The organism is Cyclobacterium amurskyense, assembly GCF_001050135.1.
GTDB classification, from domain to species: domain Bacteria; phylum Bacteroidota; class Bacteroidia; order Cytophagales; family Cyclobacteriaceae; genus Cyclobacterium; species Cyclobacterium amurskyense.
Genome location: NZ_CP012040.1, coordinates 845,741 through 859,096, shown reverse-complemented (window position 1 = coordinate 859,096; position 13,356 = coordinate 845,741). Strand labels below are relative to the sequence as shown.

The 13,356-nt window shown below is 39.1% G+C and carries 13 protein-coding genes; 5 read left to right on the top strand and 8 right to left on the bottom strand.

Annotated features, from left to right (window positions below; translation table 11 throughout):
• Positions 1-25 precede the first annotated feature (25 nt).
• The 8 genes from CA2015_RS03370 to CA2015_RS03335 form a co-directional block, all read right to left on the bottom strand.
• Positions 26-973: an SDR family oxidoreductase gene (locus CA2015_RS03370; protein WP_048640617.1), complete on the bottom strand. Its 948-nt coding sequence runs from the start codon at positions 971-973 to the stop codon at positions 26-28.
• A complete protein-coding gene (locus tag CA2015_RS03365; RefSeq protein WP_048640616.1) occupies positions 948-1,799 on the bottom strand; it encodes a peptidylprolyl isomerase in 852 nt (283 codons plus the stop codon). The genes CA2015_RS03370 and CA2015_RS03365 overlap by 26 nt, the downstream gene beginning before the upstream one ends.
• Positions 1,792-2,730, bottom strand: coding sequence for a hydroxymethylbilane synthase (gene hemC / locus CA2015_RS03360; protein WP_205749799.1), 939 nt, complete (start codon positions 2,728-2,730; stop codon positions 1,792-1,794). Before hemC ends, CA2015_RS03365 begins: the two co-directional genes overlap by 8 nt.
• Positions 2,730-3,638, bottom strand: a complete 909-nt coding sequence (rimK, locus tag CA2015_RS03355) for a 30S ribosomal protein S6--L-glutamate ligase (protein WP_048640614.1) — start codon at positions 3,636-3,638, stop codon at positions 2,730-2,732. Before rimK ends, hemC begins: the two co-directional genes overlap by 1 nt.
• 6 nt (positions 3,639-3,644) lie before the next feature.
• Positions 3,645-4,079 carry an ATP-dependent zinc protease family protein gene (locus tag CA2015_RS03350; protein ID WP_048640613.1) on the bottom strand — a complete coding sequence of 145 codons (435 nt, stop codon included), beginning with the start codon at positions 4,077-4,079 and terminating at the stop codon, positions 3,645-3,647.
• Between the two features lie 56 nt (positions 4,080-4,135).
• Positions 4,136-5,263 (bottom strand): DNA polymerase III subunit, encoded by a 1,128-nt coding sequence (locus tag CA2015_RS03345; RefSeq protein ID WP_048640612.1) that lies wholly within the window; start codon positions 5,261-5,263, stop codon positions 4,136-4,138.
• 11 nt (positions 5,264-5,274) lie between these two features.
• On the bottom strand, positions 5,275-6,480 hold the full coding sequence (locus tag CA2015_RS03340; RefSeq protein ID WP_048640611.1) for a putative sugar nucleotidyl transferase: 1,206 nt from the start codon (positions 6,478-6,480) through the stop codon (positions 5,275-5,277).
• 72 nt (positions 6,481-6,552) lie between these two features.
• Positions 6,553-6,798, bottom strand: coding sequence for a type B 50S ribosomal protein L31 (locus CA2015_RS03335; protein ID WP_048640610.1), 246 nt, complete (start codon positions 6,796-6,798; stop codon positions 6,553-6,555).
• 210 nt (positions 6,799-7,008) lie between these two features.
• Here CA2015_RS03335 and CA2015_RS03330 point away from each other — a divergent pair, with 210 nt between their 5' ends.
• The 5 genes from CA2015_RS03330 to CA2015_RS03310 all read left to right on the top strand — a co-directional run bounded on the left by CA2015_RS03330 (position 7,009) and on the right by CA2015_RS03310 (position 13,354).
• The gene (locus tag CA2015_RS03330; RefSeq protein WP_053086639.1) at positions 7,009-8,679 is read left to right on the top strand and encodes a hypothetical protein; all 1,671 of its coding nucleotides are present in this window, start codon (positions 7,009-7,011) and stop codon (positions 8,677-8,679) included.
• A gap of 267 nt (positions 8,680-8,946) precedes the next feature.
• Positions 8,947-10,779, top strand: coding sequence for an ABC transporter ATP-binding protein (locus CA2015_RS03325; RefSeq protein WP_048640609.1), 1,833 nt, complete (start codon positions 8,947-8,949; stop codon positions 10,777-10,779).
• A 34-nt stretch (positions 10,780-10,813) separates the two neighbouring features.
• Positions 10,814-11,167, top strand: a complete 354-nt coding sequence (locus CA2015_RS03320; protein ID WP_048640608.1) for a DUF485 domain-containing protein — start codon at positions 10,814-10,816, stop codon at positions 11,165-11,167.
• Positions 11,168-11,223: 56 nt separating this feature from the next.
• Positions 11,224-12,762 carry a YifB family Mg chelatase-like AAA ATPase gene (locus tag CA2015_RS03315; protein ID WP_048640607.1) on the top strand — a complete coding sequence of 513 codons (1,539 nt, stop codon included), beginning with the start codon at positions 11,224-11,226 and terminating at the stop codon, positions 12,760-12,762.
• Between the two features lie 130 nt (positions 12,763-12,892).
• Positions 12,893-13,354 carry a bactofilin family protein gene (locus CA2015_RS03310; protein ID WP_048640606.1) on the top strand — a complete coding sequence of 154 codons (462 nt, stop codon included), beginning with the start codon at positions 12,893-12,895 and terminating at the stop codon, positions 13,352-13,354.
• Positions 13,355-13,356 lie beyond the last annotated feature (2 nt).

Sequence of the window (13,356 nt, the reverse complement as noted above, 5' to 3'; positions counted from 1 at the left end):
TTGATAGGCGTTCACAAAAAAATGGTTACAATTTATAATTAGCTAATTTAATTTGTTTTGCTAAAATTGCAATCCCTTCTTTGAAAGTTTTGGGTTTGAAGCCCAAAATGTTTTTTGCTTTTGAAATATCCAGCCCGGTTTTTAAAGGTCGGGCAGCAACTTGAGCAAAAATGCTGGAATCTGTTTTCTTTATTCCTTCAATACTTAAATCAAAAAAATTGGCCGTCATCATGGCCATATCATAAGGTGTTAGTAATTCATCTCCTGAAATATTGAATACCCCAGTAGCATTTTTTTCTACAATAAGTAAACAACCATTCGCTAAATCCTCCGCAAGGGTGGGGGTTCTGAACTGATCATCAACAAGACTTAGTTCCTTGTTTTGTTCCAGGCCTTTTTTGACCCATAGGATGATGTTTGAACGACTCATGTCATGGGCAATTCCATAAACTAAATTTGTCCTGACTATGGCCCAATTGTATTTATAATCCTGAAGGGCAATTTCAGTTTCTATTTTTGTTTTACCGTAGTAATTCAATGGATTAGGCTTTGCCAATTCATCGTATGGACCATTTTTACCGTCAAAAATAAAATCTGTAGAAATAAATATCAAATGAGATTTTGCCAATTCGCTGCCTTTCATGATGTTTAATGTGGCAGTAACATTTTGCTCAAAGCAGTCATGTCTATTGACTTCGCATCTGTCGACATCCGTCATAGAAGCGGCATGAATGACGTAATCAGGCGAATAAACCCTAAAAACGTCTATCACATCTTTAAGATTGGTGATGTCCATTTCTTCGTAAATGTACCCATCCCATTCTGTAGGCAAACGACAATCCCCTCTACCGGTGGCTATGGCATCATATTTTCCTTCAATAAGTATTTCTTTTATGATTTTCTGTCCCAATAGACCATTCGCTCCGGTAATCAGTATTTTCGGTTTTTTACTCTTGAGGATATTGATATCCATATTCTTTTGCGATTTTCTTTTTAGATACTAATTCTACATTTACTTTCATGTATACTGGTTCTACAGGCAAATCATTGCCCCTTGTTTCCAACGATGAAATATCGTCTAGAACATCCAGTCCTTTTATTACCTTTCCAAAAACAGTATAGGTGTCATCCAAGTGGGGGGTTCCTCCTACAGTAGTATAAGCTTGAATCTGATTTTTTCTTTTGTCTAATCCCAAATTTAAGTTAAAAAATTTTTCCAACACTATTTTATTGGAAAGCATTAAGGAATTTATGCTATCATATTCGCCTTTTTGATAAAGTTCACTGTATTTATTTCTTAATTCAGTATTGCTGTCCAGTTGGAGGTATTTTGAGAATGCTTTCTGAAGTTTCCTAATATCCGTTGTTAGGCTAGTATCATCATAAACTTTACCTTCTACTATATAAAACTGACAACCACTTGATCTCATTTCTGGGTTAATGTTGTCACCTTGTCTTGCCGCTGCGATACTGCCTTTTTCATGGATCAGGTTTTCATTGAATTCAGCAGGGAGAGTGTACCAGTCTTCCTGGTCCAAGCCTTCCTTATTGAATACATCTCCTCCTTGAATCATAAAATCCTCAATGATTCTATAAAAAGAGGTTGAATCGTACCTTCCTGAGCTTGCTAGATCGATAAAGTTCTCCTTATGCGCTGGTGTTTCATCGTAGAGAATGGCATACATCTTACCATAGTTAGTGTCAATGGTAATAAGATAGTCCTTTTCTGTAGCGCATGAGCCTGCAAATAGAATTAATATTGCACCCGTGATTATTCTTATTAATGAATATTTAGCCATTTAATCTCTGCTTAATTTCCTTTAATAACTGGTCCCCACCCTGGGATTTAATGTTTTCTGCTAATTTTTCACCTAGGAATACGGCGTCTTCTTCTTTGCCACTAAAAGAGGCGAAAAGTCGCTCTTTGCCATCAATCTGCATTAATCCACCTTCAAGGGTTAAAGTGTCGCCTTCCCATTGAGCTAGGGCAAAAGCAGGAATGCTGCAACCCCCTTCTAGTATTCTTAAAAAGCTTCTTTCGGCCTTTAAGCAGGCTGCAGACCTTGGATGATTGACTGCAGATTCTATTATGGTCTTCAGGCTTGGATCTAGTCCTTCATGAATTTCTACACCAATACTTCCCTGTCCTACGGCAGGGATAAATTCAGTGATAGGTAACTCTTTCCTGATTAGGTTGTCGTATCCCATGCGATGCACTCCTGCGTAAGCCAAGAGTAAGCCGTCGCAAATCCCACTTTCCATTTTGCCTACTCGCGTTTGTAGGTTGCCTCTAACATCAACGGTTTTGACATGAGGGTAAAAGTACTTTAAGGTAGCCACCCTTCTAGTAGCTGATGTTCCGAGTACTATAGGCTTACTAGTGTCTGCTAAATCTGGAAAATCGTCTTTATGGCTGATAATAATATCGTTGACTTTTTCCCTTTCAGTAAAGGCGATGGTTTCAAAGCCTTCAGGAAGGCGCGATGGTAAATCTTTGGCGCTGTGAACGGCAATATCTATTTCTCCAATTGCCAGTTTGGCTTCTAATTCCTCTGTGAAAACTCCTTTGCTTCCTATTTTTGAAATGGAGACATCTAGTACCTTGTCTCCTTTTGTCTCTATAGGTATTATGGTAGTGGATAAACCATTTTTGTTTAATAAATCTGCCACATAATTGGCCTGAAACAAAGCGAGTTTGCTTCCTCTTGTTCCTATTCTTATTGATTTCATTATGAGTCCGATTTCCTTTTTGCGTTTTTTTTCTGAACAGAATTTTCAATAAACGAAACGATGTTTCCTGCAATGTCAATTCCTGTTGCCTTTTCTATCCCTTCCAAACCTGGTGAGCTATTCACTTCCAGAATCAAGGGGCCACGGTCTGATTGCAATAGGTCTACCCCTGCAACAGAAAGCCCAAGAGCCTTGGCGGCATTGAGAGCTGCGGATTTTTCAGCACGAGAAAGCTTGATTACCTCTGCTTTCCCTCCTCTGTGTAGGTTGGAACGAAATTCTCCTTCAGCTCCTTGTCTTTTCATTGCTCCAACCACCTTATTGTTCACTACAAAAGCCCTTATGTCAGCTCCTTTTGCTTCTTTTATAAACTCCTGAACAATGATGCGTGCTTTCAGTCCATGAAAGGCTTCTATTACCGATTGTCCAGCCTTTTTTGTTTCAGCTAAAACAACACCCAGGCCTTGCGTGCCTTCAAGTAATTTTATAATCAGAGGAGCGCCTCCCACCATTTCTACAATTTGTTTTTCACCACCTTTAGAAAAGTTGGTGAATGCAGTTTTGGGCATGCCTAAGCCTTCACGGGAAAGGATTTGAAGGGAGCGTAATTTATCACGACTCCGAACAATTGCCTGAGATTCAATTACAGAAAACACACCCATCAGTTCAAATTGCCTGACCACAGCTGTGCCGTAAAAAGTGACTGAAGCGCCTATTCTAGGGATAATGGCATCAATTCCTTTCAGCTTCTCACCTTTATATATAATGTAAGGACCGGTTTGTTCAATGACCAAATCACAAGCTGAATGGTCAATAACTAAGGCTTCATGCCCAGCCTCTTGGATGGCTTTCATAAGCCGCCTCGTGGAATATAGTTGTGGATTTCTAGATAATACGGCTATTTTCATCAACGTTTATTTTTTTGCCTGGCCAGTACGATTTACCTTCTCAACATCTACCAAAAATCTGCCTTTAAGGACTTTTCTCCCTATTAATACAGCATTTTTCATTTTGGCACGATCAGAAAGTGTAAAAGCCGCTTGGCAATTGTGGTTCCCGAGGGTTAAGGTAGTATGGATTAAAAATCGCTTCTCAATGTGACCAAAGGAGTTTTTTACTTTTTTTACTTTATAATTACTAATATTTATTTTCTCTCCTGTATAGCCCTTGTCTCCAGGGGCCAATAGGATGATTTCCAGTGTTTTTTTATTGTCAACTTCCACCTCTTCTACAGAAGAAACATGAATGGAACAATTATAAGCTCCTGTGTCTACTTTGGCATTGATCGCTTTAATTCCCCATTCTGGAAGATCTATTGTTTCTTTTCTCCCAATAATTATTTTTTCCATGGCATAAAGTTAAGCTTTACTTGAACAATAGTGATGCCTGTTGAGGTTTTATTACTTTATGCAGCTTTGATAATCCGTGCTAAATTGAATGCCAGATCTAAAAAGAGGATTTTAGGATTTGCATTTCTCTCAATATGGTAATGTGCATCATTTAATGCCGTATACATTTTAGTAAGCTTGTCATCATTCAATACAGCACTGCTGAATTTCTGTATAAAATCTCGGTCTTCATCACTTGTCCGCATTAACTCACTAAGCTGAGATCTGTTTAGTAAAGACTCCCGTATCACATTAATGCCTGTCAAAAGCAGGGACCTTTGTCCTTCCTTTGAGAAAGTGGTGATTTGTTCTGCGAAATTTACCAGCTCTTGAATTTTAACTGAATAGCAGTTCCTAAGCCAATCTCTAAATATTAATGTGTTTTTATCCTCGATATTTTGAGAAAGTAAAATCGCTTCCCTTAAATTCCCGTCAGCCAAGGGAGCAATTTGCTGTGCAGCCACTGTAGTAGATAAGCCTTTTTCAACCAAGAAATCCTGAATTTCTTCGTCTGTAAAATTCCTTACATGTATCTTCTGTGTCCTTGAGAGAATGGTGGTAAGAAGGCTTTCCGGCTGTTGACAAACCATAAGGAAGAGTGTTTTGGCAGGAGGCTCTTCCAATATTTTGAGCAGGGCATTGGCTGCGGAGGCATTCATAGTCTCAGGAGCCCAAATGAGCATCATTTTATAGCCACCTTCAAAAGATTTTAAAGACAGTGTTTTAACGATCTGCTTGGCTGCCGCTTTTGAAATACTCAATGGTTTATTGATAGCCAGATGGTAATTCCAATCCTGAAGATTTCCATAAGGGTTTTTTAGAACAAATGAACGCCAAGAGGAAAGCAGATCCATTACTTCATCCTCATCACTCTTGCTTTTCTTTGCCGCAGGCAGAGGCATGGCAAAATTAAGGTCTGGATGTACTAACTTTTCCATTTTTAGGCATGAGGGACATTTTCCACATGCATCATCCTCTCCAGGATCAGCACAGTTGATGTAGGTGGCCAGTGCCAAAACCAATGGGAGGTTTGGGCTCCCCTCTTTTCCATGGAAGAGTAAAGCATGGGCCAGATGGTCGTTTTGGATTGCCTTTATTAATTTGACTTTCGTTTCCCCAAGTCCGGGGATGGATGAAAAAAGCATGGTTCGTTAATTTAAAATTCTTTGTCCCATATCCTATAAGGTCTGGTAACTTCAAATACCTTTTGAAGTATTGCTCTTTCATTTTCGTCAAACTCCATTCCTTTCAAAGCCATTACTTTTTGGGCTGTTTCTTCGAATTTCATGAGTTTAAATGTGCTAAAACCTGAAGCTCCGCCACCCCAGGCAAAAGAAGAGACAAATTTTCGGGGAAACCCTTCTCCAAATACATTTGATCCAACACCTACTACAGTGCCGGTATTCAGCGTAGTGCCTATCCCTAATTTGGTATGGTCCGCCACCATAGAACCACAAAACTGTAGCCCTGTGTCTCCATATCCACCTTTGGTGTAATCCCAGATTTTCACGGGCATTAGGTTGTTTTTCATATTTGAAACCACGGTGTTGGCTCCTAGATTACACCACTCGCCGACTACGCTATTTCCGATGTAGCCATCATGGGATTTATTACTGTATCCGAAAAAAACCGAATTGGATACCTCACCGCCTACTTTACAGGCTGGTCCAACTGTTGTGTTTTCTCGGATTTTGGCTCCCATACTTATGGTCGCTCCTTCGCATAAGGCGAAAGGCCCTCTGATCATCGCTCCTTCTGAAACCTCTGTGTTTTTCCCTATATAGATAGGGCCGTTGATAGCATTCAAAATAGCAGCTCGTACTTTGGCTCCATTTTCTATGAAAATGGCTGGCTCATTGTACATATGGGTATGAGGGTCATCAGTCCCCCATGATACCCTTCGCTTTGTGATAATGTTAAAGTCTTTTCTGATTTCATCTCCATTCCACTGAAAAATCTGCCATGTCCTGCTAAGAAGTCTGATTTCACCTTCAAAGTCAATGCGTTTTTTGTCAGGCAAATGATCACTATGAAATTGCTCCGGACTTTCAAAAAAGGAAGCCAATAAAGTGTCTTGGTGCCATAGGGCCTCATTTTCTTTAAGTGAATTGATGGCGATTACCAGATCTTCATCAGGGCATAAGGCCCCGTTTATATACAAAGCCTTGACATTCAGTGCTTGGAATTTAGGTTGCAGGTATTGCTGAGTCAGGAATCCTAGGTTTTTGGCGTGGAGTAAGGATTGCCATTTTTCACTAATTTTAAAAATTCCAACCCTTATTTCTGCTATAGGGCGGGTGAATGTAAAAGGTAAAAGATTACCTCTACTTTTCGGGTCATCAAATAAAACAATATCGTCCATATTACAAAAATAAAAAAGTCTATCAGAATTATGCTTCTGATAGACTTTATCTCAAAGAATAATATGAAAAACTTAATTTTTCTTATATCTTCTATTAAATTTCTCTACTCTACCAGCAGTATCCAATAGCATTTTCTTACCAGTATAGAACGGGTGAGATGCAGAGCTAACCTCTACCTTTACCAATGGATAGTCTTCGCCATTTTCCCAAGTGATGGTGTCATTGGTTTCAATGGTAGACTTGGTGATAAATTTATAATCACTTGAAGTGTCTAAGAAAACTACTTCTCTGTAATTTGGATGGATTTCTTTTTTCATTGTATAGCCTATTAATTTTTCCCTCTTCAAATTGAGGCACAAATTTACCCCTTTTTATAATTTTCTCCAAAACATTCCCTTTCAAATATAAAATACTTCGTTAATTTTATGTCATAAAGGGCCAAATCAACCAGTAGGCTAATTTTCAGACGGATGTTTAGAGGCTCAAATTTTCGAAATACGGGTCGCTTGATATAAATTACAGTATTTATGAAGTACTTTTTTCACTTTTTGTCGTTTTTTGTTTCCTACAATTCAAGTGTATTTGCACAAAGTCCACTGTTACCATTCAATCGGGACCTCTATAGTCTTGTGGAAAGGTATGAAATAAAAAATGGAAATTTTGATGATTCATTTCATACTGGAACCAAGCCATACCAAAGAAAAGAGGTTGCTCAATTTCTGCAAAAACTAAATAAAGAAGGCAACAATATTAGCAGCAAAGATGAATTTAACATCAACTATCTGCTACAAGACAATTGGGAGTATGTCTCCGATTCTTTGGCTGCTTCTAAACGCAGTTTGGGAAAACACCTTTATAAAAGGCCTTCAGATTTTTATTATAACAATGATGAAGTTTTTGATGTGCATGTCAATCCTGTCTTATACGTACAGGGTGGAGTGGAATCTTCCATTGATAGAATTCCATTTAGAAATACCAGAGGAATAGCCATTCATGGCAGCATTGATAAAAAAGTTGGCTTCTACACCATGTTGGCAACTACTGACCTGGCCTTTCCTTCCTGGGTGGATGCTTATGTGAAGGGGCATGGAGCGATTCCCGGTCAGGGTTTTTGGAAGCGGTATGGGGATGATGGGTACAACTTTTTTTCGGCTAGAGGACATGTTTCCTTTGCCGCCACCAAACACATTCAGGTGCAAATGGGACATGATAGTCATTTTATTGGCGAAGGTTTGCGGTCTTTGGTTCTTTCTGATTTCTCCAATCCCTTTATGTTCTTGAGGATCAATACGAAAATTGGTAAAGTCGACTTCACCAATTTATGGGGGCAGATGACAGCAGATATTCTTACTTCTAGAGGTGTTCCTACTGATGGAAGGTATCCTCAAAAATGGTTCTCATTACACCGACTTGGCATTAACTTGGGTAAAAAGATCAATGTTGGAGTTTTTGAATCGGTGATGGCAAGTCAGGCCGATTGGAATTATTTTAATCCAGTGATTTTTTACCGTTGGGTAGAGCACCAACTAGGGACTCCCGACAAAGTAATGCTTGGAACAGATGTGAAATGGCACCCTGTTAGTGGGATGCAGGTTTATGGTCAGTTTGTTCTCGATGAATTTGTCTTTAATGAGTTTTTCAGCATTTCTGGAGATGGGTCTAGTCGAAATAAACATGGTGTGCAATTAGGATATAAATACATAGACATTGCAGGTATTAACAACCTGGACTTGCAAATGGAATACAATCAGGCTAGACCTTTTACTTTTCAGGAGAAATTTGACTATCAGTCTTATACCAATTACCGAATACCTTTAACCCATCCAAGAGGTGCGAATTTCAGAGAGGTTTTGTCTGTTTTGAGGTTTCAGCCTTTACCTAGATTGACTCTTGTTGGGACTTTGATGTATCAAATGTATGGTGCAGATCCTACCGAAGAGGATAATTTTGGTGGAGATATATTGAAAAACAGAAGGCAGACAAGTACTGGTCTATATGGGAATTTTATTGGTCAGGGTAACAAAAACAAAGTGAGCATGGCCACCCTTCAAGCTCACTTCATGTTGCGTCACAACTTATATATAGATCTTTCTCAAACCTTCAGGCAAGACCAGTCGGATGGTGATATAAGCTCTAAGACTTCTTATGGACAATTGGCACTAAGGTTAAATATGGGAAGATTTGATCAACATTTTTAAGACCAATTCAATTTTTAGCGACTCCTCCTATTAAAAAGTGGTAAATTGCACGCTTAATCTGCCTATTTGGAAACTATAATTTAGCTGAAATATGTTGAGGTTTCCTAATTGGGTAGGCCAGGTGATTTTTATCGTCTCGCCAGATCTAAGAAGGTCTTTGACCAGTTTAGATTCAGGTTTTATAAAGCTCAGAAATAGCATGTTTTAGGTTGATATTATTAGGGCCTAATGGGCATGCTGTTTTCATCGTGATAATTTGATTAATTTATGAATACATATTTGAGAATATTGGCTTATGCGCGTCCATACAGGAGGTATTTTCCTACTTATATTTCCTATGCGTTATTAGCTATTGTTTTTGGTCTATTGAATTTTACGCTGTTAAAACCACTTTTTGATGTGATTTTTGAGCAGGTGGGAAAGGATGAATTGCAGGTTTACGCCAATAAGCCGGATTTTTCTTTTAGCGTGAATTACTTCATGCATTTATTTAACCACTACTTTCTTCAGGTTGCCGATACTTATGGGAGATTTGGGACTTTAGCTTATGTGTGTATTATCATTGTAATCTCTGTGTTTCTAAGCAATTTATTTGCTTACCTCTCCGGTGTGGTCTTAGCCAAAGTACGGGCGGATATTATCCAAGGTATGCGGGTGCATATTTTTGATGCAGTAAGTAATATGCATCTCGGTTATTTTTCCGATGAGAGGAAAGGAGATTTGATAAGTAAAATGACCAATGATATTCAAGAGGTTGAAAACAGTATTGTACAGTCTCTGAGGGTGATTTTCAAAGAACCGGTGACCATTATTCTTTACTTCGGGGTATTGTTTTTCATGTCCTACCAACTTACCTTATTTACGATCTTGTTGATCCCTGTGTCTGGAGCGATCATCGGTTATATTACGAAGAAACTTAGGAAAAAAGCAGAGCAAAGTCAGGAGTCATTAGGGAGGATAGTCAATATCCTTGATGAAACAATCGGAGGCATGCGTGTGGTCAAGGCATTTGGAGCGAGAAAATTTGTTCAGGATAAATTTGAATCTGAGACGAATTACTATGCAAGGGTAAATGTGTCAATGGCTAGAAAAAATGAACTAGCTTCACCCATAAGCCAGTTTTTAGGGGTTTCAGTGGTCGCTGGGATCTTGCTTTATGGAGGGAATCTAGTCCTTAACAATACTTCCTCATTAAGTGCGAGTGAATTTATTGCCTACATTATTCTATTTACCCAAGTATTGAACCCGGCCAAAGAAATCTCTAGGGCACTAAGTAGTATACAGCGAGGTTTGGCGTCGGCCCGTAGAATTTTTGCAGTAGTGGATACCAAACCTTTGATCGAAGATGGCCCAGATGCCAAGTCTTTGAATGTATTTACGGATTCAGTAGTTTTTGATAATGTGGCTTTTGCCTATCAGGAGGCAGCTGTATTGAATAATATAAATTTTGAATTAAAGAAAGGCCGTACCATTGCCTTGGTGGGGCCATCGGGAGGAGGGAAGTCCACTTTAGCGGATTTGTTACCTAGGTTTTATGATCCTACCAAAGGGGAAATTAAAATTGATGGTGTTGGATTGAGTACTTATAAAATCGGAGATGTTAGGAAATTAATGGGAATAGTAACGCAAGAGTCGATTCTTTTTAATGACAGCGTTTTCAATAATATTGCCTTTGGTATGGAAGGTGTGTCCTTGGAGAAAGTTCAGGAAGCTGCTAAAATCGCCAATGCTCATGATTTTATTATGGATCTCGAGCAGGGCTATGAGACAAATATAGGCGAAAGGGGAGGCAAGTTGTCTGGAGGACAAAGGCAAAGAGTAAGCATAGCCCGGGCAGTGTTAAAAAATCCGGAAATTTTAATTTTAGATGAAGCAACATCCGCACTTGATTCAGCATCAGAGAGGTTGGTACAAGAGGCATTGTCTAACTTAATGCAAAACAGAACTTCTTTGGTCATTGCCCATAGATTGAGTACAATTCAACATGCAGATGAGATCTTGGTAATAGAGGGCGGAAGTATTGTAGAAAGGGGTAGTCATGAGGAATTGATTCAAAAAGGAGGATTGTATAATAAACTTTCTCAAATGCAGTCTGTTTAGTATATTGTGTAAAGAAACCCTTATAAAACATGTTATGAAAAAAATTAACAGCATATTTCAGCTTTTAACAGCTTTGTTTTTCGGTATAGGACTGGTTTATTTTCTCACCTATGAGAAAATGTGGAGTAGTATTCCAATGACCAGTGAAGTTGTTTCCTGGTTATTGGCAGGCTTGGTTATCTACCTGATTACTTGGGGGACGAGTTGGGGATATACCAGTAGTCTAAACAGCCGGATTAAGAAAGTCGAATTAGAAAAAAAGGACCTTAAAGCCATGGTGTTTGATCTTGAGAGAGGAATGAAAGCAGATCAAATAGTTAAGAAACCAGAAGTATCACAGGATGACGTTGAGCCATCTTCCATCAAACCAAGAGAGAATTTTAAATAGTCAATTTGTTCGATGAGTGGGTATGGATTTTTCATTTTCATAAAAAGCTTTTAAGAATGGTAGCGAAAACTTTTGGTAGTGCAGTCTCAGGTGTAGATGCCAAGTTGATCACCATTGAAGTAAATGTAGGTCAGGGGACAAGTTTTTTTATGGTAGGTCTTCCTGATAGTGCAGTGAAAGAAAGTCAGCAAAGAGTAGAGTCAGCCCTTAAATATTATGGTTACAGGATGCCAAGACAAAAGGTAGTTATAAACTTGGCACCCGCTGACATTAAAAAGGAAGGATCGTCTTATGACCTTCCAATAGCTATTGGAATTATGCAGGCTTCTGAGCAAGTCGTTTTCCCTGAGATGGAGAAATACGTGATCATGGGAGAACTGGCTTTGGATGGTAAGTTAAGAAGAATCAAAGGTGTACTGCCCATAGCCATTGAAGCAAGAAAAAAGGGTTTTAAAGGTTTTATTTTACCCAAGGAAAATGCGAAGGAAGCTTCCATTGTAAATAACCTTGATGTAATACCAGTGGAAACGCTCCAAGAAGCAATTCATTTTCTTGAGGGTACAAGGTCAATTGAACCATTGGTTACAGATACAAGAAATATCTTCTATGAATCCATAGAGGAGAGTGATTTTGATTTTGCAGATGTGCAAGGTCAGGAAAATATTAAAAGGGCTATGGAAATAGCAGCAGCGGGTGGACACAATGTCATTATGATAGGCCCTCCTGGTGCTGGAAAAACGATGTTGGCCAAAAGGTTGCCTTCAATATTGCCTCCTATGAGCCTTCAGGAGGCATTAGAAACCACCAAAATCCATTCTGTTGCGGGAAAATTAGGCGCAAGTTCATCCTTGATTGCCCAAAGGCCCTTTCGTTCCCCACACCATACCATTAGTGATGTTGCCTTGGTAGGAGGTGGAGGGAATCCTCAACCAGGGGAGATATCGCTATCTCACAATGGGGTTTTGTTTTTAGATGAGCTCCCTGAGTTTAAAAGAACTGTTCTTGAAGTGATGCGCCAGCCGCTAGAGGAACGAAGAGTGACGATCTCTAGGGCGAGAGTTACGGTGGATTTTCCAGCCAACTTCATGTTAATTGCCAGTATGAATCCCTGCCCATGTGGATTTTATAATCACCCTGACAAAGAATGTGTTTGTGGTCCTGGAATAGTGCAGAAATACCTCAATAAAGTGAGTGGACCCTTACTGGATAGAATTGACCTTCACGTAGAAGTGACTCCAGTGAATTTTGATGAGATGACTTCAGATAGAAAATCTGAAGATAGCAGGTCTATCAGGGAGAGGGTGACCAAGGCCAGAGAGCTTCAGCAAATAAGGTTTGCCAATAGCACGGAGGTACATTGCAATGCGATGATGCCTTCACATACAGTGAAAGAAGTGGTGAAAATTAACCAAGCAGGGAAAACTTTACTTAAAACGGCAATGGACAGGCTTGGACTTTCGGCAAGGGCATATGATCGAATATTGAAAGTTTCCAGAACGATTGCTGACCTTTCGCTATCAGAGGATATAAAAGTGGAGCACCTGGCAGAAGCCATTCAATACCGCAGTCTTGATAGGGATGGATGGGCAGGATGATTCCGAATGAATAGGTCTACTTAATTTTTCATAGAAGAATCAAGTAGGTTTTGCTTATATTTGCCTGATCATCTGAGTGATAATTTGAAAAGATGATTTTGATAAATATCAAAATAATTGAATTGATTTTATGTGGACTAAAGAAACGAAAATTCAAGCAGAGATGGAAATGGCTAATTCTACTTCGGTATTTGCACCTGGATTAACGATCAAGGGAGATATTGAGGCTGTAAGTGATATTAGAATAGAGGGAGATGTGTTTGGTGATGTAACTACTCCCAAAAAAATTATTATCGGGATTTCAGGTAAGGTAGAGGGAGATATAAAAGCTTCCGAAATTTGTGTGATGGGCGAAGTTTTGGGCGATATCTTTATTGAAGGTCTAGCAAGGTTTACTTCTGAAGCAAAAATGCGTGGAAAAGTTTACTCCGAAAAAATCGAAATTGAATCTGGTGCTGATATGGAAGTGCTCCTATCTAAATATAAAAAGTATTTGAGTCAAATTAAGGAAAAGCAAGCATCCATTCACGCAGCAAACCCCATAATCTCCCAGAGACTATTTGATAAGTCTATGGTGAAAATGGAGGAATAAGT

What these genes read in the sequence shown, in the direction of transcription:
- rimK (WP_048640614.1), bottom strand. Translation starts at nt 3,638, where the DNA reads ATGAAAATAGCCGTATTATCTAGAAATCCACAACTATATTCCACGAGG.
- CA2015_RS03340 (WP_048640611.1), bottom strand. Translation starts at nt 6,480, where the DNA reads ATGGACGATATTGTTTTATTTGATGACCCGAAAAGTAGAGGTAATCTT.
- CA2015_RS03370 (WP_048640617.1), bottom strand. Translation starts at nt 973, where the DNA reads ATGGATATCAATATCCTCAAGAGTAAAAAACCGAAAATACTGATTACC.
- CA2015_RS03365 (WP_048640616.1), bottom strand. Translation starts at nt 1,799, where the DNA reads ATGGCTAAATATTCATTAATAAGAATAATCACGGGTGCAATATTAATT.
- CA2015_RS03345 (WP_048640612.1), bottom strand. Translation starts at nt 5,263, where the DNA reads ATGCTTTTTTCATCCATCCCCGGACTTGGGGAAACGAAAGTCAAATTA.
- CA2015_RS03320 (WP_048640608.1), top strand. Translation starts at nt 10,814, where the DNA reads ATGAAAAAAATTAACAGCATATTTCAGCTTTTAACAGCTTTGTTTTTC.
- CA2015_RS03330 (WP_053086639.1), top strand. Translation starts at nt 7,009, where the DNA reads ATGAAGTACTTTTTTCACTTTTTGTCGTTTTTTGTTTCCTACAATTCA.
- CA2015_RS03335 (WP_048640610.1), bottom strand. Translation starts at nt 6,798, where the DNA reads ATGAAAAAAGAAATCCATCCAAATTACAGAGAAGTAGTTTTCTTAGAC.
- CA2015_RS03325 (WP_048640609.1), top strand. Translation starts at nt 8,947, where the DNA reads ATGAATACATATTTGAGAATATTGGCTTATGCGCGTCCATACAGGAGG.
- CA2015_RS03310 (WP_048640606.1), top strand. Translation starts at nt 12,893, where the DNA reads ATGTGGACTAAAGAAACGAAAATTCAAGCAGAGATGGAAATGGCTAAT.
- hemC (WP_205749799.1), bottom strand. Translation starts at nt 2,730, where the DNA reads ATGAAATCAATAAGAATAGGAACAAGAGGAAGCAAACTCGCTTTGTTT.
- CA2015_RS03350 (WP_048640613.1), bottom strand. Translation starts at nt 4,079, where the DNA reads ATGGAAAAAATAATTATTGGGAGAAAAGAAACAATAGATCTTCCAGAA.
- CA2015_RS03315 (WP_048640607.1), top strand. Translation starts at nt 11,224, where the DNA reads ATGGTAGCGAAAACTTTTGGTAGTGCAGTCTCAGGTGTAGATGCCAAG.